The sequence below is a fragment of the Endozoicomonas sp. Mp262 genome, assembly GCF_025643335.1.
Taxonomy (GTDB): Bacteria; Pseudomonadota; Gammaproteobacteria; order Pseudomonadales; family Endozoicomonadaceae; genus Endonucleibacter.
This window is the reverse complement of sequence record NZ_CP092489.1, coordinates 3,795,626-3,821,518: the sequence shown is the minus strand read 5'-3', so window position 1 is coordinate 3,821,518 and position 25,893 is coordinate 3,795,626. Positions and strand designations below refer to the sequence as shown.

At 48.6% G+C, this 25,893-nt stretch carries 6 protein-coding genes; 1 reads left to right on the top strand and 5 read right to left on the bottom strand.

Annotated elements, in window-relative coordinates:
* Positions 1-53: 53 nt before the first annotated feature.
* Both MJ595_RS16545 and MJ595_RS16540 read right to left on the bottom strand, forming a co-directional pair.
* The gene (locus tag MJ595_RS16545) at positions 54-3,128 is read right to left on the bottom strand and encodes an efflux RND transporter permease subunit (RefSeq protein WP_263079092.1); all 3,075 of its coding nucleotides are present in this window, start codon (positions 3,126-3,128) and stop codon (positions 54-56) included.
* A 3-nt stretch (positions 3,129-3,131) separates the two neighbouring features.
* The gene (locus MJ595_RS16540) at positions 3,132-4,244 is read right to left on the bottom strand and encodes an efflux RND transporter periplasmic adaptor subunit (RefSeq protein WP_263079091.1); all 1,113 of its coding nucleotides are present in this window, start codon (positions 4,242-4,244) and stop codon (positions 3,132-3,134) included.
* A 106-nt stretch (positions 4,245-4,350) separates the two neighbouring features.
* On the opposite strand from MJ595_RS16540, the gene MJ595_RS16535 reads away from it, so the two are divergent.
* On the top strand, positions 4,351-4,644 hold the full coding sequence (locus MJ595_RS16535; RefSeq protein WP_263079090.1) for a hypothetical protein: 294 nt from the start codon (positions 4,351-4,353) through the stop codon (positions 4,642-4,644).
* Positions 4,645-4,648: 4 nt separating this feature from the next.
* Here MJ595_RS16535 and phhA read toward each other — a convergent pair whose 3' ends face one another.
* The 3 genes from phhA to MJ595_RS16520 all read right to left on the bottom strand — a co-directional run bounded on the left by phhA (position 4,649) and on the right by MJ595_RS16520 (position 25,847).
* Positions 4,649-5,461 (bottom strand): phenylalanine 4-monooxygenase, encoded by an 813-nt coding sequence (gene phhA, locus MJ595_RS16530; RefSeq protein ID WP_263322532.1) that lies wholly within the window; start codon positions 5,459-5,461, stop codon positions 4,649-4,651.
* Between the two features lie 36 nt (positions 5,462-5,497).
* On the bottom strand, positions 5,498-6,586 hold the full coding sequence (gene hppD / locus MJ595_RS16525; RefSeq protein WP_263079089.1) for a 4-hydroxyphenylpyruvate dioxygenase: 1,089 nt from the start codon (positions 6,584-6,586) through the stop codon (positions 5,498-5,500).
* A gap of 91 nt (positions 6,587-6,677) precedes the next feature.
* Complete coding sequence (locus MJ595_RS16520) at positions 6,678-25,847, bottom strand: cadherin domain-containing protein (protein WP_263079088.1); 19,170 nt, start codon at positions 25,845-25,847, stop codon at positions 6,678-6,680.
* Between the last annotated feature and the right edge of the window lie 46 nt (positions 25,848-25,893).

Below are 25,893 nucleotides of genomic sequence, written 5' to 3'. Positions count from 1 at the left end.
TCCTCTAAAAATGTAGCTATCCATCAGTATTTTTACGACGGATAGCTACTGGCTCAGATATTACTGTAATGAAATTGTTTGAAACTGATTTTATAGAGCAGCGAGTAAACAACCGGTAATACTATTAAGGTCAGCACTGTGGCAAAGCCTAACCCAAAGATAATAGTTACCGCCATAGACTCGAAGAAGGCATCAAACAGCAACGGAATCATTCCCAGCATGGTGGTCAGTGCTGCCATACAGACAGGTCTTACCCGACTAACTGATGCATGAAAAATCGCCTCATGCTCCTCCCGGCCTTGATCCAGTTCCAGCTTAATCTGCTCCACCAGCACAATTCCATTTTTAATCAGCATGCCTGATAGACTCAGCAAGCCCAATAAAGCCATAAAACTAAAGGGGGCATCCAGTAGCAGTAAACCTGCCACAACACCAATTAACGCCAGGGGAACAGTACTCCAGATAGCCAGGGGCTGTCGTACCGTATTAAATAGCAGTACGGTGATCAGGAACATAAACAAATAACCCATGGGGATAGATGCAAAAACCGCCTCCTGGGCATCCCTGGAGGTTTCGTAGGAACCACCCCACTCCAGCTTATATCCATCCGGCAAGGGAATGGCTTCTATCTTAGCCCTGACCTTACGGAAAACACTGTCGGTGGTTTCATCACTTAACAACTGGGGATCAGCCATAACCGACAACATCCGCTTACGTTCACGACGAATAATCAAAGGATCTTCCCACTCCGTATCAAAGCTGGAAACAGCCTGGGTAATGGGAACAAAGTTTTTATGGTCAGCACTCCACACCTGAAGGTCTGTCAAGCTATCCGCATTTAAACGTTCAGCTTCAGGTGCCCGGATAATCATTGGCAGCAAATGCGTGCCTTCACGGTAAACACCCACTTGCTTACCGGAGAAGTTAATAAGCAGCGCTTCATCCAATGCCTGTTTGGAAATACCGCTACGACGGGCACTGGCTTCATCCAGCTGTGGTCTGATAATAGGGGTTCGGTTACGCCAGCCGTGACGAATATTAGTTGCCAAAGGCTCATCCCTTAAAACCTGCATCGCCTGTACTGCTAATGATCTCAGAACAACAGGGTCTTCACCGTAAAAGCGGGCTTCAATCTCTGCTGATGGAGAAGGTCCGTTTTGCAACCGTTTAACTCGATATTCAACATCTGCAAACTGTTGATCCAAAATACCCTGAACCTTGGAAATTACTCCCAATATGGAATCAAGATCCTTTGTCTCTACCACCAGCTGGCCATAGCTACTGTATTGCTTTTCCGGCGTATAAGGTAATACAAAGCGCTGGGCTCCCATACCAATAACCGTAGTAACATTGTTAACCCCATCAAGAGCCAGAACCTGTTGCTCAAAACGCGATATCTCCGTTTCTGTATCACGGATATCAGAACCCTCTGGCATCCAGTAATCCACAAAAAAGATCGGTGTATTGGAAGGAGGGAAAAAGACATTTTTCACATAACCAAATCCCACAAATGCTGAAAACAACGCAATCACCGTAATGATTAGGGTCACAGGCCTGTGCTTTAGAGCAAAAGAAAGTAACTGTTTATAGATAGTGAACAAAGCCCCTTGATAGGGGTCAAAATCCTTTGCCTGCTCAGTCAGCTTCTCTTCTTTAAACAGCAGGTAGCTAAAAAAGGGTACCAATGTAATCGCCGTCACCCAGCTAAGCATCAAAGAAATGAGCAACACCTGGAACAGAGATACACAAAACTCTCCTGACATTTCATCAGACAAGCCAACAGGCGCAAAGGCAATCACAGCAATCACTGTAGCGCCAAGCAGAGGCCATTGAGTTTGCTTTACGACCCGTTTAGCTGCTTCAATACGAGTAAGTCCCCGTTGCAACCCAACCTGAATACCCTCCGTAACTACAATAGCATTATCAACCAGCATCCCAAGAGCAATGATCAAGGCACCAAGAGAAATAAGCTGTAGTTCAATACCCACAACTCGCATCACAATAAAGGTTCCCAGAATGGTAAGGAGCAAAACCACTCCCATTAACAGCCCTGAACGTACCCCCATTGCACAGAGCAAGACGATAATGACAATGGCAACGGATTGCGCTAGATTAATCAAAAATCCATTCACTGACTCCAGGACAACCTCTGGCTGGTCATACACCGTATCAAGATCAATACCAATAGGTCGCTGGCCTTCCAGCTCATTCAGCCGCTCCCTGACCAGACCTCCCACATCAACAACATTCACTCCGGAAGTAAAAGAGATACCTAAAGACAGGGCAGGAAAACCATTGGAATGGTAAATTGTACTAGGCGTTTCTTCATAGTCTTTATGAACCGTGGCAATATCACCCAGTCTCACTAGCTGGCTACTCCCTGGAGTGCTAACAATAAGCTGTTTCAATTCATTGACATTATTAAACTCACCGGTGGGATGAATACGAATAGAGCGTCCTTCAACAAATATTCGCCCGGCATTAGAAACCACATTTTGATTTTGGATTAATGAGAATAACCAGTTAGGGTCCACTCCTAAAGCTGCCATTTTCTCTCGGGAAACCTCAAGAACGATTTGTTCCTGACGTTCACCAGCAATAGCCACCTTTTTTACACCAGGTATTAAAACCAATTCTCTTTTTAAAAAATCAGCATAGTTTTCCAAATCCCGATGACTGTAACCTTCACCACGAATATTAAACAACATGCCAAATACATCACTATAATCATCCTTGACCAGGGATGGATAAACACCAGGTGGTAAATCTTTCTGGGTATCATTGACTTTACGCCGTAACTCATCCCAGATTTGCGGGAGATCCCCCTTATGGTACTGATCTTTCATATCCACAGTAATCTGTGAACTGCCGCTACTACTAATGGATCTTATATGCTTGACATACTCTAGTTCCTGAATGGCCTCCTCCAAAGAAAGCGTTACTTCTTCCTCTACCTGCTGTGGTGTTGCGCCTGGATATTGGGTAATCACCATGGCCTGCTTAATGGTAAATTCCGGAAACTCCAACTGCCCCAAGCCAAAAAATGACAAACAGCCCCCTACCAGCAGGATAATCACAAACATCCAGCTGATAACACGGTGACTAATGGAATATTCTGCGATATTCATTGTTTATAGCCCCCGTTCTTTACGCAGGGGTTTTACTTTCATACCAGCCGCCAGTTGACTGATACCAGCTGTTACTATGTTATCTCCCGGGTTGATACCTGACATAACCTGAATACCTGACTCAGTGATTCGGCCTGTCACCACTTCCACAGGCTCCACCTGACCAGATTGCTCGTCATAGCGCCAGACACTGGTTTTATTGTTGGCATCATCTTGGGCAATAGCAGCCAAGGGCACTAACATAAACCCACCCCTTTGCTCCTTGTGCATAATTTTTGCCAGGTCAATAATAATTGTTGCGCTCATACCGGGTAAAACATTCAAGTCAGGAGGGGCAGGAAGGGAAAACACCACCTCATAACTCTGTGTTCCGGGTGTTACACGGGTTGCATGCTCTTTATAAATAACCGGATAGTTTTTTCCTGGTGCCCCCGGAAAGGTAGCCAGCGGATGGTAACCAGCATCTACAGATTCTTTATCCACATGGGAAACAACGCTCTCAGGAATCTGAATACTGATATCCAGCATATTGCTACTTTGTAAAACCAGTACTGGTTGCTGTGCCTGAACTTGCTGATGATTTTCAACCAGAGTCTGGGCAACCCGGCCACTGAATACGGCTTTCAGAGTAGTGTATTCAAGCTTGTCCCTGGCCAGTTCCAGAGCCGCTTTAGCTGATTTCAACTTAGCACTGGCTGAGTCATAGTCAGATTGAGAAATGACTTTTTTTTCAATCAGTGAACGTGCCCGCTCAAATTCATTTTGAGCCAGCTCATAACTGGCCTGACGATCCTGGAGCTCATTACGGATATCCCGGTCATCAAGATGCGCCAGAAACTGCCCCTTAACCACTTCATCGCCCTGTTTAACAACCAGCTGATCCAGTTGCCCCGAAATCCGAAAAGAAATTTCAGCCTCTTCTGTTGCCGTGACTTTTCCGGGGAAGTAGCGTAGGCGCTGTTGTTCAGGATCCTTGACCTCAAAAAGCTTTACCGGCCGAACAACGGTTTTATCCTCTATCGGTGGGGCTTGATGACATCCGGCAAGAAAGATGGTGATTACAACACTGACAAGGCCAGCAAGCTGGCAGCGTCTGTCCTTAAGGATACTAATCATTATAAGACTCCATTAACGCCCCAATTTTTTTGATATTATGCGCCAGTATAATTTGCACCTAAAGACATTTATGCTAGTAGTAACTCAACAATATCAAGGATAAAACATGTCTGAGGAAGCCAAGCCCCAGGATAATAATGAAGCCATTAATCCTGACAAGACTGATACTCCAATGGGTTTTCACAAAGGAAGGCAGGTCAAGAAAGCTGAGCCAGTGGCCCACTCACTTAAGTCAGGAACCATTATCAGTCTGCTTGGAAAAACAACACCTATTAGTGAACGAGCAGGAACAATTACAACAGTTTCTCCAGTCAAACTATTTGGCGACATTCAGGAAAGAAGCAATAAGGAAGAAAAAGAAGGCATAAAAATTTTGATTAGGGACCGCAATAAAGAGTAAAGGATTATTCTGAATTAAATAGTGGCTCATACAACCCCAGTGCCATTGCCTCATGCACCATCCCCATGATGTCCATCTCACTGAGCTTTTGAAGATCGCTCATAGCATTAATCACGTAATACAGGGGTTGCAAAATATCAATTCGATAGGGTGTCCTCAGCGCATCCATAGGATTAAATGGTTTTCGTTGAGGTTTATCACTTTCCAGCGCATACGCGGTTTCACTATAACTAGAAAGAATGCCTCCCCCATAAATTCGTAACTCCTTCCCAGATCGTATCAATCCAAACTCCACTGTAAGCCAGTAAAGACGGGCTAAAAACACCCGTTCCTGCGGATTGGCCTCAAGTCCCAACCGGCCATAGGCTGCTGTAAATTTTGCAAAATCAGAATTTGTTAGCAAAGGACAGTGACCAAACACCTCATGAAATATATCCGGCTCTTGCAGATAATCGAGTTCTTCCCGTGTTCTTATAAAAGTGGCTATAGGAAATTTTCGGTTAGCCAGTAATTTGAAAAAGCGATCAAATGATATCAGTGCCGGTACTCTGGCCACACCCCATCCCGTAGACTCTTTCAACTTTTCATTAATTTCATGGAGCTGGGGAATCCGATCCAACGGCAATGAGAGCTTTTCAAGGCCCTCTATAAATTCATCACAGGCCCGTCTTCTTACCAAGCCAAGCTGTCTTTTCAGCAGGATACTCCAGGTTTCATTTTCAGTTTTACTGTAATGAATAATCCCCTGGGCATCAGGTTTCCTGGCAGTGTATTGCGATGATTTCATTAATGCCTCACTTTCCCTGTAAACCCAGATAGCTGGAAATGAATGTTTTTATGATGTCAGCAACACCTAACCTTCTTTCAACACTCCTCGCCGGATTTGATCCCGCTCCATACTTTCAAAAAGAGCCTTAAAATTACCTTCACCAAACCCTTCATCACCTTTACGCTGGATCACTTCAAAGAAAATGGGTCCAACAACGGTTTCGGTAAAAATCTGCAGCAACAGTCCCCCGTTTTTCGTGGGTGCGCCATCCATCAGTACTCCCAAAGACTTCATCTGTTCAACGTCTTCATTATGCCAGGGTATACGATCTTCAAGCATATCATAGTATGCCTCAGGAGGAGGCGTCATAAACGTCACTCCTCCCGTTTTCATAGCAGTGACTGTTTCATAAATATTACCTGAAGCCAGGGCTATATGCTGTATGCCTTCTCCTTGATATTCTGTCAGATATTCTTCAATCTGGCTCTTGTCATCAGAGGATTCATTAATAGGGATACGTATTTTGCCACAGGGACTGGTCATCGCCCTGGACTTAAGCCCAGTGAGCTTTCCTTCAATATCAAAGTAACGAATTTCCTTGAAATTAAATAACTTTTCATAAAATCCAGCCCACTTATCCATATTCCCCCGATATACGTTATGGGTTAGATGATCAAGTTCATGGATAGAATGGCCTGACTCAACCTTTTTCTCCGTAATAATGGGATGAAATGCTGTATCATATATAGACTCATGATTTTTATAACGATCCACAAAATAAAGAAGGCTACCACCTATTCCCATAATTGCGGGAATTCCCAATGCTTCCAGGTCTCCATCGGAGGGGCCGGGTCTAGCTCCCAGCTTTAATGCCCGCTGATAAGCATATTCAGCATCTGCGACCCTGATAGCAAAAGAGCAGGCCGACTCACCATGTTTTTCAAAGAATTGGGAAGCAAAAGAATTGGACTCACCATTGACCAGAAAGTTAATAGCACCCTGACCATATAAAGCTATATTTTTTGAACGGTGATACGCGGTTTTAACAAAACCCAAAGATTCGAATAATTCCCCCAATGGCCTGGTATCTTTCACTGCAAACTCCACAAACTCAAAGCCATCAGTACCCATTGGATTGCTATCGCTAATAGTTTGATCCTTATCCCTTTCCATAGAGACTTGCTTCCTGAATTTTTCTATATTCTGGATTTAGTATACGGTTCTATTTTCCAGAGAAGCAACATCAGATTCTATTAACAAATGGCTAATTATCTATATTCAGGTTCCCATTACTAATCAACTGATCAAGAATTTCTGAACTGTTATTGCCTAATGCCGATAAATCAACATTTTCTAAAACAATAGTCTGACTTGTACTGCCTTCACCTGTTGGTTTAACGGCTATTTCAGTATTGCCATCACTGAAGCTCAAGTCCAGGTATTGATCAATGGAATCACTGGATTCATCAATCAGCAAGTCTTTAATATCAAGAACATCACCACCCTGGCCAACGGTAAAGTCAGTAATGGTATCAACGGTCGGGTCTGAGGAACTTCCCTGGTCTCCAACATACCAGATAAAGTGGTCACTGCCGGCCCCTCCGGTCAATTCATCATTACCGAGTCCGCCAATAATAATATCATCACCTGCTCCGCCATTGATCACATCATCACCACCTCCGGCCGTAATAGTATCTTTACGGGCAGTGCCTAAGATGATTTCACCACTTTCTGTGCCGTTAAAATCGGTATTTGCCTCAAGCTCTATGACCACTTCAGAATCATCAATGTCGGTGCCCCATTGACCGGCCCAATATTCACCATCATCACCACCATGTTCAAAGTAAATATAACGAGCGCCTTCACCATAATTTTCAAAACTATTACTTGCTTCTTGCCAGCTGGTCGATGCATTTAGAGTCCCGGTATCATATGAAGCCAAAACATTCTGATTTTCATCCTGAATTTGCACTTTTAAATAATATTTATCTCCACCACTATGATACTGCTTAAACCAATCACTGATATTGATCGTAGGGGCCGTATCCAGATACTCTGCATCAAATCCTTTTGCAAGCAGGTCTATTGTCTGGGATTTTTTGGTCCAACCATAAGAGGTTCTCCAACCAGCCCCATCACCATCATGGCTGGATCCAACCGTTGCCCAACCATCCCCCCCATTTGATATAATATTCCATCCTGTTGTCCCTGACTGCGCACTGGCGTTAGTTAGCAAGTTATCAGAAAAATCACCCATTGCAGGACTTTGGACATTTAATGAGAAAGATTGCTCTGTACTTGATGCAGCCCCATCACTGACTGTGAATTTAAATTCGGTTCCTGCACCCTGCGTACTCGATGGTGAAGTATATACAAGGTCATCAATATCACTGGCTAAAATAACTTGATTGGCTGTTACAGCGCTGCCATTTAATGTCAGTGATCCATATTCAGGCAATGATGTAATGGTAATGGACTGTAAGCTATTCCCCGCATCCACATCAGAAAAAGTAAAATTATCTGCAGAAAAGGTATAACTATTACCAGTTGCCAGCAGTAACGCATTATCCGCTGATTCCGGGCTGTCATTAACACTGGCAACATCAATCTCGATACTCATTGTTTTTGACGACTGCATCCCATTTTCAGAGCTGGTAGCCGTAAACTCAAGTTCATAACTACCAAACTGGTTTTCTGGTGGAGTGAAGCTAACAGAAGAAAAATTCCACCCTGAAATATCAATGGTACCACCTGATGCAATGACACTATTGGTTCCATCCGTTATGGTAGCTCCGTCAGGAACACCCGCTAATGAAACCTGCAGCGTTTCAGAACCATCGGTATCAGTGAGTGCAATGGATAGATCAAGGTCAACAGCTGTATCTTCTTCTGCCTGAACAGGGCCTGATGTCATTAGTAAATTACTGCTACCAAACGAACCCTGACGATTGATGGCTGTTACAACAAGTTCAGCAGAACTTGTATCATTCCCAACACTAGGTAATGATATTGTTCTCGATGTTTGTGTATACCCCGACTGACTAACCGTTGCTATAGTTTGCCCATTCCACTCTACTCTAAAATCCCCATAAAATGACATTGTAAATTCATAGGTTGCACCTTGAGACGATGTATCAATTGTCCGAATTATAGATGAACCAACGTTCATGCTTTCACCCGAACTTGTATTCCAGTGCGTACCTCCATTATCACTCCAGCCTCCAGCCCCACTAGTGCTAAACAGGCTAGTTTCTGTCCTGACCTGATTACTACTCAGTTCAGGTGCATCCACCACTGCCGTTACATCCAACGTTGCAGTAGCTGATGCTTCATCACCACTGGTACCATCTGTCACACTGAAATTAAAGGTCACATCATCAGCACTGAGGTTGGCAGTAGGGGTAAATGTCCAGGTACCATTGCCATTATTAACTACAGCACCCTGACTGGCATTGGCAAGACTGACACTATCAACGGATAAGGTATCACCGTCCACATCCGAAGCATTGGCAAGGAGTGCAGCAGAAGTAATAACAAAGCTGGTATCTTCTGTGGTAGCCCCTAAATCTATATTGCCAGCGACCGGGGCATCATCTGTTGCTGTAACCGTCAAGCCAAAGAGTGCATCCACCGAATCAGTCCCATCACTGGCAGTCACTTTAACCGTTACGGTGCCAAGATCCGGATCATCTGGCGTCCCACTGAAAGTTTGAGTGGCCGGATCAAAGCTGAGCCAACCGGGTAACGGATTACCATTAGATAATGTAGCGGATAATGTCAGAGTGTCACCATCAGGATCACTGAAAGCTCCGGCCGGTAAGGTATAACTAAATGCAGCCTCTTCTGCCGTAGAGACATCTTCTAGCTGCTCTGCAATGATAGGTGCATCCTGAACAGGCATCACATTGAAAGTGACAACTTCACTGCTTACGGCATTAGCCACATTAGTACTTTCGGAAGCGGTTGCATTAACAGTAATCTGCAACTCGCCGGTATGGTTTAGTGGCGGCGTTAACTGAAGTACATTCAAATTCCAGTTGGAGATATTGACTGCTTCCTGGTTTGTTGCCGAAGTAAAGGTATTGGTTCCATCTGACAGGACAGTGCCATGGGGAATATTGGTAATTGTTAATGCCAGGGTTTCTGAACCATCGTTATCTGTCAAAACGGCAGAGAGGTCAAGGTCCGCCGCCTGATCCTCCATAACAGTCACAGTATTCGATGCACTGGCAGAAGTTACCAGCTGCGTAGCTCCCCCGGTATCTGGCCCACTCCACTGGAGTCGCAAACCTGCACTACCGGTATTTTCGAAATAGCGCACCTCTATAGTATGGTTACCTGAACCCAGAGACAGTGACCCAGTTCGGGTTTCAAAACCATGCAACCCATCGTTATTAACAATCCGCTGACCATCTATATAAAGCGCAGCTCCATCATCACCCCCAAGGTTAAAAGTATAGCTACCACCCGTTTCAACATTAATGGTTCCGATAATACGTGCAGCAAAATAATCTGTGGCTCCACCACTCCAAAACGAACCGCTGCCATTGGCATAATTTATCTCAGATGTAAATTCAGTATGGGCAGGATAGGAATTCCAATCCACCTGACTAAGCTGGGAAAGGCTACTTCCAATATTATAATAAGAGGCGGTAAATCCTGTTGTGATTGCTAAATCAGGCGCATCACTGACAGCTTCCAAATCAATAGTTGCTGATGCTGATGTTGCATCGGTACCGTCAAACACTTCATAGGAAAGGTTAATCAAACCACTCATATTTCCCACAGGAGTATAAGTCCATGTACCATTACCATTATCTGTAAGATTTCCAGATTCAGCGCTTAGGCCTCTTACGCTTAAATTATCACCATCAATATCTGACGCTATGGCCAGCAAATCGGATTCAGAAATTATAAGAGCAATATCCTCTGTACCATTAAATGATGGAGAGGCAGATATCGTCGGAGCATCATTTGAACCATTAATAGTTACTATAATAGTATGCTCAGTACCATCAACCGCTCTCACTATCAGATTCTCAGTCAGGCTCTGATTAACACCGAGGCTCTGAATATCAGACTGATTGCTTTGAGCGCTATAACTCCAACTACCATCCTGATTGATAGTTAACGAGCCATAGTTACCTGTAACCGTTCCGGTATTGAAACTACCTTCCCCGCTATCAGTATCATCGATTGTTAATGTTCCATTAGCCACCAATATGGACGATGCATCTTCTACCAGGTTACCTGTATCTACACCGCCAATAACTGCCGCGTCATTAGTACCGTTGATAGTTATGCTGATATCGTGCTCCGTTCCATCCAGAGAACGAATTGTAATTGTATCAGTGAGACTGTCACCTTGCCCTAAAGACTGAACAGCATCCTGACTATTAGTTATATTGTAATTCCATTCACCCGCTGCATTTATAGTTAAAGCGCCATAAGTACCATTTAATGTTTCAGGAATAAATGAAGCTTCACCCGCATCAGCATCAGTAATACTTAAACTCCCTGAAGTGGTTAATTGAAGATCTTCCGTGACTGCTCCCTGATTGTTTCCGCTAATAACGGCCTCATCACTTTCAGCAGCAATATTAATCGTCATGGTTCCTGTATTGCTGGACCAGTCTGAACCATCATTAACTTTAAAATCAAAATTTAAAGTGCCGTTAAAGTCTGCTTCCGGTTGAAAGCTCAATCGCCCATTACTGATATTAGTAGCACTAACTGAATTTCCTGCTTCAATCACAGTCTCAAATGAACCATCACCATTGCTATCAAGAAGTAACTGGCCCTGACCTGGAAGCGACACCACTTGAACCGCCTGTAAACTATCCCCAGTATCAACATCAGAAAATGGGAAGTCATTTAATGTGAAAATATAAGATGTGTCTTCAACACCATTAACACTGTTATCACTCGTTGTCGCTAAGTCATTAACAGCCGCAATATCTATAGTGATATTTTCCGTCGTTGTCGCCGTTTCACCCGTTGCGGATTCTGTAGATGTTGCTGTGACAGATAATTGGACCTGCCCATTAAAGTTTTCAGGTAAATTTAAAACCAGATCCTGAAGCTGGTCAGGCGTTAATGTCCAACTACCATTTCCATTATCAGTACCCGCAGATAAACTTGCGCCTGCAGGCAAATTGTCAATAGTAATGCTTAAGACTTCACTACCACCGGTATCAACTAAGGCTGCGGAGATATCAAGAGCGACTGGAGTATCTTCGCTAATCACCCCTCTCCAGCTATCAACCATACGTCCCTGTACAGCATCAACCTGATCTGCACTGAGTGCATCATTCCACATGGTTAATTCATGAACAGCACCTTCGAAGAACCCTCCCGTTTCAGAAGTATTATCTGCAAAATTGTCTGGCCTGACGGTATGGCTCTTTATGCCTCCTATACCAATATCACCACTATCTGCAGACATCGCATTTGCACCATTCAGAGTACCTATCAATTCTCCATCTAACCAGCCACTAAAGGTACCTGCGTCACCATCATGAACCATAACCACTTCATAACTGGTATTTTCAGATACTTCTCCTAAAAGGATTGCCTTATGCTGGTTGCCATTGGGCCAATTAGTTTCACTCCAGGCAAAGGCATATAATTTACCATCGACAATGGAAAGGCTATAACCATTAGCCCCACCACCTTCTTCATAAATAACCTGAAATCCATCAGTATTCGCTCCAGTAGCAAATGAAAAAGCAAAACTTCTTGCGCTGGTTCCATTGATATTTATATCAGCATGATCAGGTATCTGTAACACGCCATTGCGACCGCTGAAATCAATACCGCCACTACCTGAACCTGCGCTAGCATCAAAACGAGGAGCAGTACCAACAACCGAGGCATCATGATTTCCTGTCAGACTGTCCCAACTTGTTACTGAATCCCCATCAGTAATATTACCTAAACTATCTGCCCTTAGCTGGAATACTGCTCCATCCGGCAGTTGATCCGTGGTGGATGCGTTGACAGAGAGACTTGCAGAATCAACAACAGCGGTTACAGAAACAGAGCCTTGCGCAGCGGTACTGAAAGTACCGTCTGACACATCATAATTAAGTTGAACATTACCACTAAAGTTAGCAGTTGGAGTTAGTGTCCAAGTACCATTACCATTATCAGTTATAGAGCCACTTGAACTTGTTAAGTTCTGAACTGATAAATTGTCGCCATCAACATCACTGGCATTCGCTAGTAATTGATCTTCTGTTATCAGCAATGAATTATCTTCCAGAATGTTATAGCTGACGACCCCAGTCACTAACGGAGCATTATCATTGATCCGGGTAATGTCCACGGTCACCGTGGACTCACTGGAATTGTAGGTACCATCACTGGCGGTCACCCCCAGACTCAGGCTGGTCAGGTCCACACCGGCATCGCTGTTAATGGCCTCTACTCCCGCCTGGGTAAGGGTCACCACGCCGGTGCTGCTATCAATGGCAAAATAACCTTCGTCATTGCCGCTGGTCAGACTAAAGGTCACCGTATCCACATCATCCAGGTCACTGGCGGTAAAGCTGGCCACTACGGTATTGGTATCAATGGATTCTTCCGTGATGGTACTGCCCGCCGCGGTATCCATCACCGGTGCATTGTCGTTAATCCGGGTAATTTCCACGGTCACCGTGGACTCACTGGAGGTACGGGTACCATCGCTGGCGGTCACACCCAGGCTCAGACTGTTGATATCGATGCCGGCATCGCTGTTAATGGCATCCACCCCTGCCTGGGTCAGGGTCACCACTCCGGTGCTGCCATCAATGGCAAAATAACCTTCGTCATTGCCGCTAGTTAGGCTAAAGGTGACCGTATCCGCATCATCCAGGTCGCTGGCGGTAAAGCTGGCCACCACCGTGCTGGTATTGATAGCGCCTTCGGTAAGGGTACTGCCCGCCGCGGTATCCATCACCGGTGCATTATCGTTAATCCGGGTAATATCCACGGTCACCGTGGACTCACTGGAGGTACGGGTACCATCGCTGGCGGTAACACCCAGACTCAGACTATTGATATCAATGCCGGCATCGCTGTTAATGGCATCCACCCCTGCCTGGGTCAGGGTCACCACTCCGGTGCTGCCATCAATGGCAAAGTAGCCCTGGTCATTGCCGCTAGTTAGGCTAAAGGTGACCGTATCCGCATCATCCAGGTCGCTGGCGGTAAAGCTGGCCACCACCGTGCTGGTATTGATAGCGCCTTCGGTAAGGGTACTGCCCGCCGCGGTATCCATCACCGGTGCATTATCGTTAATCCGGGTAATTTCCACGGTCACCGTGGACTCACTGGAGGTACGGGTACCATCGCTGGCGGTCACACCCAGACTCAGACTATTGATATCAATGCCGGCATCGCTGTTAATGGCATCCACCCCTGCCTGGGTCAGGGTCACCACTCCGGTGCTGCCATCAATGGCAAAGTAGCCCTGGTCATTGCCGCTAGTTAGGCTAAAGGTCACCGTATCCGCATCATCCAGGTCGCTGGCGGTAAAGCTGGCTACTACGGTATTGGTATTGATAGCACCTTCGGTAATGGTACTGTCCGATGCTGTATCCATCACCGGTGCATTGTCGTTAATCCGGGTAATATCCACGGTCACCGTGGACTCACTGGAGGTACGGGTACCATCGCTGGCGGTCACACCCAGGCTCAGACTGTTGATATCGATGCCGGCATCGCTGTTAATGGCATCCACCCCTGCCTGGGTCAGGGTCACCACTCCGGTGCTGCCATCAATGGCAAAATAACCTTCGTCATTGCCGCTAGTTAGGCTAAAGGTGACCGTATCCGCATCATCCAGGTCGCTGGCGGTAAAGCTGGCCACCACCGTGCTGGTATTGATAGCGCCTTCGGTAAGGGTACTGCCCGCCGCGGTATCCATCACCGGTGCATTATCGTTAATCCGGGTAATTTCCACGGTCACCGTGGACTCACTGGAGGTACGGGTACCATCGCTGGCGGTAACACCCAGACTCAGACTATTGATATCAATGCCGGCATCGCTGTTAATGGCATCCACCCCTGCCTGGGTCAGGGTCACCACTCCGGTGCTGCCATCAATGGCAAAGTAGCCCTGGTCATTGCCGCTAGTTAGGCTAAAGGTGACCGTATCCGCATCATCCAGGTCGCTGGCGGTAAAGCTGGCCACCACCGTGCTGGTATTGATAGCGCCTTCGGTAAGGGTACTGCCCGCCGCGGTATCCATCACCGGTGCATTATCGTTAATCCGGGTAATTTCCACGGTCACCGTGGACTCACTGGAGGTACGGGTACCATCGCTGGCGGTAACACCCAGACTCAGACTATTGATATCAATGCCGGCATCGCTGTTAATGGCATCCACCCCTGCCTGGGTCAGGGTCACCACTCCGGTGCTGCCATCAATGGCAAAGTAGCCCTGGTCATTGCCGCTAGTTAGGCTAAAGGTCACCGTATCCGCATCATCCAGATCACTGGCGGTAAAGCTGGCTACTACGGTATTGGTATTGATAGCACCTTCGGTAATGGTACTGTCCGATGCTGTATCCATCACCGGTGCATTGTCGTTAATCCGGGTAATATCCACGGTCACCGTGGACTCACTGGAGGTACGGGTACCATCGCTGGCGGTAACACCCAGACTCAGACTATTGATATCAATGCCGGCATCGCTGTTAATGGCATCCACCCCTGCCTGGGTCAGGGTCACCACTCCGGTGCTGCCATCAATGGCAAAGTAGCCCTGGTCATTGCCGCTAGTTAGGCTAAAGGTCACCGTATCCGCATCATCCAGATCACTGGCGGTAAAGCTGGCTACTACGGTATTGGTATTGATAGCACCTTCGGTAATGGTACTGTCCGATGCTGTATCCATCACCGGTGCATTGTCGTTAATCCGGGTAATATCCACGGTCACCGTGGACTCACTGGAGGTACGGGTACCATCGCTGGCGGTAACACCCAGACTCAGACTATTGATATCAATGCCGGCATCGCTGTTAATGGCATCCACCCCTGCCTGGGTCAGGGTCACCACTCCGGTGCTGCCATCAATGGCAAAGTAGCCCTGGTCATTGCCGCTAGTTAGGCTAAAGGTGACCGTATCCGCATCATCCAGATCACTGGCGGTAAAGCTGGCTACTACGGTATTGGTATTGATAGCACCTTCGGTAATGGTACTGCCCGATGCTGTATCCATCACCGGTGCATTGTCGTTAATCCGGGTAATATCCACGGTCACCGTGGACTCACTGGAGGTACGGGTACCATCGCTGGCCGTCACTCCCAGGCTCAGGCTATTGATATCGATGCCAGCATCGCTGTTAATGGCATCCACCCCTGCCTGGGTCAGGGTCACCACCCCGGTGCTGCCATCAATGGCAAAGTAGCCCTGGTCATTGCCGCTAGTTAGGCTAAAGGTGACCGTATCCGCATCATCCAGATCACTGGCGGTAAAGCTGGCTACTACGGTATTGGTATTGATAGCACCTTCGGTAATGGTACTGCCCGATGCTGTATCCATCACCGGTGCATTGTCGTTAATCCGGGTAATATCCACGGTCACCGTAGATTCACTGAAGGTCCGCGTACCATCGCTGGCCATCACTCCCAGGCTCAGGCTATTGATATCAATGCCGGCATCGCTGTTAATGGCATCCACCCCTGCCTGGGTCAGGGTCACCACCCCGGTGCTGCCATCAATGGCAAAGTAGCCCTGGTCATTGCCGCTAGTTAGGCTAAAGGTCACCGTATCCGCATCATCCAGATCACTGGCGGTAAAGCTGGCTACTACGGTATTGGTATTGATAGCGCCTTCGGTAATGGTACTGTCCGATGCTGTATCCATCACCGGTGCATTGTCGTTAATCCGGGTAATATCCACGGTCACCGTGGACTCACTGGAGGTACGGGTACCATCGCTGGCGGTCACACCCAGGCTCAGACTGTTGATATCGATGCCGGCATCGCTGTTAATGGCATCCACTCCCGCCTGGGTCAAAGTCACCACCCCGGTGCTGCCATCAATGGCAAAGTAGCCCTGGTCATTGCCGCTAGTTAGGCTAAAGGTCACCGTATCCGCATCATCCAGGTCGCTGGCGGTAAAGCTGGCCACTACGGTATTGGTATCAATGGATTCTTCCGTGATGGTACTGCCCGCCGCGGTATCCATCACCGGTGCATTGTCGTTAATCCGGGTAATTTCCACGGTCACCGTGGACTCACTGGAGGTACGGGTACCATCGCTGGCGGTCACACCCAGGCTCAGACTATTGATATCAATGCCGGCATCGCTGTTAATGGCATCCACCCCTGCCTGGGTCAGGGTCACCACTCCAGTGCTGCCATCAATGGCAAAATAGCCCTGGTCATTGCCGCTAGTTAGGCTAAAGGTCACCGTATCCGCATCATCCAGATCACTGGCGGTAAAGCTGGCTACTACGGTATTGGTATTGATAGCACCTTCGGTAATGGTACTGCCCGCCGCGGTATCCATCACCGGTGCATTGTCGTTAATCCGGGTAATATTCACGGTCACCGTAGATTCACTGGAGGTGCGGGTACCATCGCTGGCGGTCACACCCAGGCTCAGACTGTTGATATCGATGCCGGCATCGCTGTTAATGGCATCCACTCCCGCCTGGGTCAAAGTCACCACCCCGGTGCTGCCATCAATGGCAAAATAGCCCTGGTCATTGCCGCTGGTCAGGCTAAAGGTGACCGTATCCGCATCATCCAGATCACTGGCGGTAAAGCTGGCTACTACGGTATTGGTATTGATAGCGCCTTCGGTAAGGGTACTGCCCGCCGCGGTATCCATCACCGGTGCATTATCATTAATCCGGGTAATATTCACGGTCACCGTGGACTCACTGGAGGTACGGGTACCATCGCTGGCCGTCACTCCCAGACTCAGACTATTGATATCAATGCCGGCATCGCTGTTAATGGCATCCACCCCTGCCTGGGTCAGGGTCACCACTCCAGTGCTGCCATCAATGGCAAAATAGCCCTGGTCATTGCCGCTAGTTAGGCTAAAGGTCACCGTATCCGCATCATCCAGATCACTGGCGGTAAAGCTGGCTACTACGGTATTGGTATTGATAGCACCTTCGGTAAGGGTACTGTCCGATGCTGTATCCATCACCGGTGCATTGTCGTTAATCCGGGTAATATCCACGGTCACCGTGGACTCACTGGAGGTACGGGTACCATCGCTGGCCGTCACTCCCAGGCTCAGGCTATTGATATCGATGCCAGCATCGCTGTTAATGGCATCCACCCCTGCCTGGGTCAGGGTCACCACTCCGGTGCTGCCATCAATGGCAAAATAGCCCTGGTCATTGCCGCTAGTTAGGCTAAAGGTTACCGTATCCGCATCATCCAGGTCGCTGGCGGTAAAGCTGGCTACCACAGTATTGGTATTGATAGCACCTTCGGTAAGGGTACTGCCCGCCGCGGTATCCATCACCGGTGCATTGTCGTTAATTCGGGTAATATTCACGGTCACCGTAGATTCACTGGAGGTACGGGTACCATCGCTGGCCGTCACTCCCAGGCTCAGACTATTGATATCAATGCCGGCATCGCTGTTAATGGCATCCACCCCTGCCTGGGTCAGGGTCACCACTCCAGTACTGCCATCAATGGCAAAGTAGCCCTGGTCATTGCCGCTAGTTAGGCTAAAGGTCACCGTATCCGCATCATCCAGATCACTGGCGGTAAAGCTGGCTACTACGGTATTTATATCAATGGATTCTTCTGTGATGGTGCTGCCCGCCGCGGTATCCATCACCGGTGCATTGTCGTTAATCCGGGTAATATTCACGGTCACCGTAGATTCACTGGAGGTGCGGGTACCATCGCTGGCGGTCACACCCAGGCTCAGACTGTTGATATCGATGCCGGCATCGCTGTTAATGGCATCCACTCCCGCCTGGGTCAAAGTCACCACCCCGGTGCTGCCATCAATGGCAAAATAGCCCTGGTCATTGCCGCTAGTTAGGCTAAAGGTCACCGTATCCGCATCATCCAGGTCGCTGGCGGAAAAGCTGGCTACTACGGTATTGGTATTGATAGCACCTTCGGTAAGGGTACTGCCCGCCGCGGTATCCATCACCGGTGCATTATCATTAATCCGGGTAATATTCACGGTCACCGTGGACTCACTGGAGGTACGGGTACCATCGCTGGCCGTCACTCCCAGACTCAGACTATTGATATCAATGCCGGCATCGCTGTTAATGGCATCCACCCCTGCCTGGGTCAGGGTCACCACTCCAGTGCTGCCATCAATGGCAAAATAGCCCTGGTCATTGCCGCTAGTTAGGCTAAAGGTCACCGTATCCGCATCATCCAGATCACTGGCGGTAAAGCTGGCTACTACGGTATTGGTATTGATAGCACCTTCGGTAATGGTACTGCCCGCCGCGGTATCCATCACCGGTGCATTGTCGTTAATCCGGGTAATATTCACGGTCACCGTAGATTCACTGGAGGTGCGGGTACCATCGCTGGCGGTCACACCCAGGCTCAGACTGTTGATATCGATGCCGGCATCGCTGTTAATGGCATCCACTCCCGCCTGGGTCAAAGTCACCACCCCGGTGCTGCTATCAATGGCAAAATAGCCCTGGTCATTGCCGCTGGTCAGGCTAAAGGTGACCGTATCCGCATCATCCAGATCACTGGCGGTAAAGCTGGCTACCACAGTATTGGTATTGATAGCACCTTCGGTAAGGGTACTGCCCGCCGCGGTATCCATCACCGGTGCATTATCGTTAATCCGGGTAATATTCACGGTCACCGTGGACTCACTGGAGGTGCGGGTACCATCGCTGGCCGTCACTCCCAGACTCAGACTATTGATATCAATGCCGGCATCGCTGTTAATGGCATCCACCCCTGCCTGGGTCAGGGTCACCACCCCGGTGCTGCCATCAATGGCAAAATAGCCCTGGTCATTGCCGCTAGTTAGGCTAAAGGTCACCGTATCCGCATCATCCAGATCACTGGCGGTAAAGCTGGCTACTACGGTATTGGTATTGATAGCACCTTCGGTAAGGGTACTGTCCGATGCTGTATCCATCACCGGTGCATTGTCGTTAATCCGGGTAATATCCACGGTCACCGTGGACTCACTGGAGGTACGGGTACCATCGCTGGCCGTCACTCCCAGGCTCAGGCTATTGATATCGATGCCAGCATCGCTGTTAATGGCATCCACCCCTGCCTGGGTCAGGGTCACCACTCCGGTGCTGCCATCAATGGCAAAATAGCCCTGGTCATTGCCGCTAGTTAGGCTAAAGGTTACCGTATCCGCATCATCCAGGTCGCTGGCGGTAAAGCTGGCTACCACAGTATTGGTATTGATAGCACCTTCGGTAAGGGTACTGCCCGCCGCGGTATCCATCACCGGTGCATTGTCGTTAATCCGGGTAATATTCACGGTCACCGTAGATTCACTGGAGGTACGGGTACCATCGCTGGCCGTCACTCCCAGGCTCAGACTATTGATATCAATGCCGGCATCGCTGTTAATGGCATCCACCCCTGCCTGGGTCAGGGTCACCACTCCAGTACTGCCATCAATGGCAAAGTAGCCCTGGTCATTGCCGCTGGTCAGGCTGAAGGTCACCGTATCCGCATCATCCAGATCGCTGGCGGTAAAGCTGGCCACCACCGTGCTGGTATTGATAGCGCCTTCGGTAAGGGTACTGCCCGCCGCGGTATCCATCACCGGTGCATTATCGTTAATCCGGGTAATTTCCACGGTCACCGTGGACTCACTGGAGGTACGGGTACCATCGCTGGCGGTAACACCCAGACTCAGACTATTGATATCAATGCCGGCATCGCTGTTAATGGCATCCACCCCTGCCTGGGTCAGGGTCACCACTCCGGTGCTGCCATCAATGGCAAAGTAGCCCTGGTCATTGCCGCTAGTTAGGCTAAAGGTGACCGTATCCGCATCATCCAGATCGCTAGCGGTAAAGCTGGCTACTACGGTATTTATATCAATGGATTCTTCTGTGATGGTGCTGCCCGCCGCGGTATCCATCACCGGTGCATTGTCGTTAATCCGGGTAATATTCACGGTCACCGTAGATTCACTGGAGGTGCGGGTACCATCGCTGGCGGTCACACCCAGGCTCAGACTGTTGATATCGATGCCGGCATCGCTGTTAATGGCATCCACTCCCGCCTGGGTCAAAGTCACCACCCCGGTGCTGCCATCAATGGCAAAGTAGCCCTGGTCATTGCCGCTAGTTAGGCTAAAGGTCACCGTATCCGCATCATCCAGGTCGCTGGCGGTAAAGCTGGCCACTACGGTATTGGTATCAATGGATTCTTCCGTGATGGTACTGCCCGCCGCGGTATCCATCACCGGTGCATTGTCGTTAATCCGGGTAATTTCCACGGTCACCGTGGACTCACTGGAGGTACGGGTACCATCGCTGGCGGTCACACCCAGGCTCAGACTATTGATATCAATGCCGGCATCGCTGTTAATGGCATCCACCCCTGCCTGGGTCAGGGTCACCACTCCAGTGCTGCCATCAATGGCAAAATAGCCCTGGTCATTGCCGCTAGTTAGGCTAAAGGTCACCGTATCCGCATCATCCAGATCACTGGCGGTAAAGCTGGCTACTACGGTATTGGTATTGATAGCACCTTCGGTAATGGTACTGCCCGCCGCGGTATCCATCACCGGTGCATTGTCGTTAATCCGGGTAATATTCACGGTCACCGTAGATTCACTGGAGGTGCGGGTACCATCGCTGGCGGTCACACCCAGGCTCAGACTGTTGATATCGATGCCGGCATCGCTGTTAATGGCATCCACTCCCGCCTGGGTCAAAGTCACCACCCCGGTGCTGCCATCAATGGCAAAATAGCCCTGGTCATTGCCGCTAGTTAGGCTAAAGGTCACCGTATCCGCATCATCCAGATCACTGGCGGTAAAGCTGGCTACTACGGTATTGGTATTGATAGCACCTTCGGTAAGGGTACTGCCCGCCGCGGTATCCATCACCGGTGCATTATCGTTAATCCGGGTAATATTCACGGTCACCGTGGACTCACTGGAGGTGCGGGTACCATCGCTGGCCGTCACTCCCAGACTCAGACTATTGATATCAATGCCGGCATCGCTGTTAATGGCATCCACCCCTGCCTGGGTCAGGGTCACCACCCCGGTGCTGCCATCAATGGCAAAATAGCCCTGGTCATTGCCGCTAGTTAGGCTAAAGGTCACCGTATCCGCATCATCCAGATCACTGGCGGTAAAGCTGGCTACTACGGTATTGGTATTGATAGCACCTTCGGTAAGGGTACTGTCCGATGCTGTATCCATCACCGGTGCATTGTCGTTAATCCGGGTAATATCCACGGTCACCGTGGACTCACTGGAGGTACGGGTACCATCGCTGGCCGTCACTCCCAGGCTCAGGCTATTGATATCGATGCCAGCATCGCTGTTAATGGCATCCACCCCTGCCTGGGTCAGGGTCACCACTCCGGTGCTGCCATCAATGGCAAAATAGCCCTGGTCATTGCCGCTAGTTAGGCTAAAGGTTACCGTATCCGCATCATCCAGGTCGCTGGCGGTAAAGCTGGCTACCACAGTATTGGTATTGATAGCACCTTCGGTAAGGGTACTGCCCGCCGCGGTATCCATCACCGGTGCATTGTCGTTAATTCGGGTAATATTCACGGTCACCGTAGATTCACTGGAGGTACGGGTACCATCGCTGGCCGTCACTCCCAGGCTCAGACTATTGATATCAATGCCGGCATCGCTGTTAATGGCATCCACCCCTGCCTGGGTCAGGGTCACCACTCCAGTACTGCCATCAATGGCAAAGTAGCCCTGGTCATTGCCGCTAGTTAGGCTAAAGGTCACCGTATCCGCATCATCCAGATCACTGGCGGTAAAGCTGGCTACTACGGTATTTATATCAATGGATTCTTCTGTGATGGTGCTGCCCGCCGCGGTATCCATCACCGGTGCATTGTCGTTAATCCGGGTAATATTCACGGTCACCGTAGATTCACTGGAGGTGCGGGTACCATCGCTGGCGGTCACACCCAGGCTCAGACTATTGATATCGATGCCGGCATCGCTGTTAATGGCATCCACTCCCGCCTGGGTCAAAGTCACCACCCCGGTGCTGCCATCAATGGCAAAATAGCCCTGGTCATTGCCGCTGGTCAGGCTAAAGGTGACCGTATCCGCATCATCCAGATCACTGGCGGTAAAGCTGGCTACTACGGTATTGGTATTGATAGCGCCTTCGGTAAGGGTACTGCCCGCCGCGGTATCCATCACCGGTGCATTGTCGTTAATCCGGGTAATATTCACGGTCACCGTAGATTCACTGGAGGTACGGGTACCATCGCTGGCCGTCACTCCCAGACTCAGACTATTGATATCAATGCCGGCATCGCTGTTAATGGCATCCACCCCTGCCTGGGTCAGGGTCACCACTCCAGTGCTGCCATCAATGGCAAAATAGCCCTGGTCATTGCCGCTAGTTAGGCTAAAGGTCACCGTATCCGCATCATCCAGATCACTGGCGGTAAAGCTGGCTACTACGGTATTGGTATTGATAGCACCTTCGGTAATGGTACTGCCCGCCGCGGTATCCATCACCGGTGCATTGTCGTTAATCCGGGTAATATTCACGGTCACCGTAGATTCACTGGAGGTGCGGGTACCATCGCTGGCGGTCACACCCAGGCTCAGACTGTTGATATCGATGCCGGCATCGCTGTTAATGGCATCCACTCCCGCCTGGGTCAAAGTCACCACCCCGGTGCTGCTATCAATGGCAAAATAGCCCTGGTCATTGCCGCTGGTCAGGCTAAAGGTGACCGTATCCGCATCATCCAGATCACTGGCGGTAAAGCTGGCTACTACGGTATTGGTATTGATAGCGCCTTCGGTAAGGGTACTGCCCGCCGCGGTATCCATCACCGGTGCATTATCATTAATCCGGGTAATATCCACGGTCACCGTGGACTCACTGGAGGTGCGAGTACCATCGCTGGCCGTCACTCCCAGACTCAGACTATTGATATCGATGCCAGCATCGCTGTTAATGGCATCCACCCCTGCCTGGGTCAGGGTCACCACTCCGGTGCTGCCATCAATGGCAAAGTAGCCCTGGTCATTGCCGCTAGTTAGGCTAAAGGTCACCGTATCCGCATCATCCAGATCACTGGCGGTAAAGCTGGCTACTACGGTATTTATATCAATGGATTCTTCTGTGATGGTGCTGCCCGCCGCGGTATCCATCACCGGTGCATTGTCGTTAATCCGGGTAATATTCACGGTCACCGTAGATTCACTGGAGGTGCGGGTACCATCGCTGGCGGTCACACCCAGGCTCAGACTATTGATATCGATGCCGGCATCGCTGTTAATGGCATCCACTCCCGCCTGGGTCAAAGTCACCACCCCGGTGCTGCCATCAATGGCAAAATAGCCCTGGTCATTGCCGCTGGTCAGGCTAAAGGTGACCGTATCCGCATCATCCAGATCACTGGCGGTAAAGCTGGCTACTACGGTATTGGTATTGATAGCGCCTTCGGTAAGGGTACTGCCCGCCGCGGTATCCATCACCGGTGCATTATCATTAATCCGGGTAATATCCACGGTCACCGTGGACTCACTGGAGGTGCGAGTACCATCGCTGGCCGTCACTCCCAGACTCAGACTATTGATATCGATGCCAGCATCGCTGTTAATGGCATCCACCCCTGCCTGGGTCAGGGTCACCACTCCGGTGCTGCCATCAATGGCAAAGTAGCCCTGGTCATTGCCGCTGGTCAGGCTAAAGGTCACCGTATCCGCATCATCCAGGTCGCTGGCGGTAAAGCTGGCCACCACCGTGCTGGTATTGATAGCGCCTTCGGTAAGGGTACTGCCCGCCGCGGTATCCATCACCGGTGCATTATCGTTAATCCGGGTAATTTCCACGGTCACCGTGGACTCACTGGAGGTACGGGTACCATCGCTGGCGGTAACACCCAGACTCAGACTATTGATATCAATGCCGGCATCGCTGTTAATGGCATCCACCCCTGCCTGGGTCAGGGTCACCACTCCGGTGCTGCCATCAATGGCAAAGTAGCCCTGGTCATTGCCGCTAGTTAGGCTAAAGGTGACCGTATCCGCATCATCCAGATCGCTAGCGGTAAAGCTGGCTACTACGGTATTTATATCAATGGATTCTTCTGTGATGGTGCTGCCCGCCGCGGTATCCATCACCGGTGCATTATCATTAATCCGGGTAATATCAATATTGACTATGGATTCACTAGAATTAAGAACTCCATCACTAGCAGTTACTCCCAAATTCAGATTTGTTAGGTCAATTCCAACATCACTGTTAATAGCATCTACACCCACCTGAGTTAGCGTAACCACTCCGGTGCTGCCATCAATGGCAAAATAGCCCTGGTCATTGCCGCTAGTCAGACTGAAAGTAATAGTATCATCAGGGTCAAAATCACTGGCTAAAAATAAAGCAACAGTATCCCCTTCACTTATCCCTTCTTCCTGAACATCAATAGCTTCACCCGCATTAATTATAGGCGCATCATTAACAGGATTTACATTGAAGACAATTTGATAATTTTCTGAAAACAGCTCACCATCACCAACTTGAAAATTAAAAACTGAATAACCCTCACCAAACCCATTGGGGTCAGGCTCATATTTTAATCGTCCAGATAATAGATCCTTTTCACTAACTTCAATTACTTCATTAACTTCTTCATTATTAAAAAGCAATCTTCCATTTATAGGGATACTTGTTATCTTTATGCTTTTTAAGCTTGTATCAGAGTCATCCCTAAAAGAAAAATCATCAACGCTGAAAATATAACTTCCATCCTCATCAATTCTAATATCTATATTATCTGTATCTGGCCTGCTATTAGCTAAAGATTTATCCTTTTCTAGATTTTCATATCCACTTTCTCCCACCTCACTACTATCTCTTCCAGAGCGAAATAAACCTTCAAGAATATTGTTAACCGATTCATCATCTGCCCCAGCACGCTCAAGGATGTTTTGAACATACCTTTTTTGATCTTCAAAAAACTCCGGCTCATTACTTTTTTTTGAATTACCAGATGCAGGTGCTTCAAAAGCATCTTCAATATTTACACCTGCTTTAATAAGATCTCTTATTTTTTCAGCCAGGATCTCTTCTTGATTAGAATTAGAAACTGAAATATGGCTTTTTTCTTGATTTTCAACAAAAAACTGTCTAAAGATAGCGGGATTAAAAAAACTCTCCAATCCTTTTATTAAATCAACTTCTTCTAACCTTTGATTTAACGCATCAAAGACTTTACCATCTTGACCGTTATTATTTGAATCACCCTTACCCGTCCCTTTATCGACCGTGCTCATAAAGCAACATCCCCCAACTGACAACTAACACAAGACTACATTCAAA

What these genes read in the sequence shown, in the direction of transcription:
- MJ595_RS16545 (WP_263079092.1), bottom strand. Translation starts at nt 3,128, where the DNA reads ATGAATATCGCAGAATATTCCATTAGTCACCGTGTTATCAGCTGGATG.
- MJ595_RS16540 (WP_263079091.1), bottom strand. Translation starts at nt 4,244, where the DNA reads ATGATTAGTATCCTTAAGGACAGACGCTGCCAGCTTGCTGGCCTTGTC.
- MJ595_RS16535 (WP_263079090.1), top strand. Translation starts at nt 4,351, where the DNA reads ATGTCTGAGGAAGCCAAGCCCCAGGATAATAATGAAGCCATTAATCCT.
- hppD (WP_263079089.1), bottom strand. Translation starts at nt 6,586, where the DNA reads ATGGAAAGGGATAAGGATCAAACTATTAGCGATAGCAATCCAATGGGT.
- MJ595_RS16520 (WP_263079088.1), bottom strand. Translation starts at nt 25,847, where the DNA reads ATGAGCACGGTCGATAAAGGGACGGGTAAGGGTGATTCAAATAATAAC.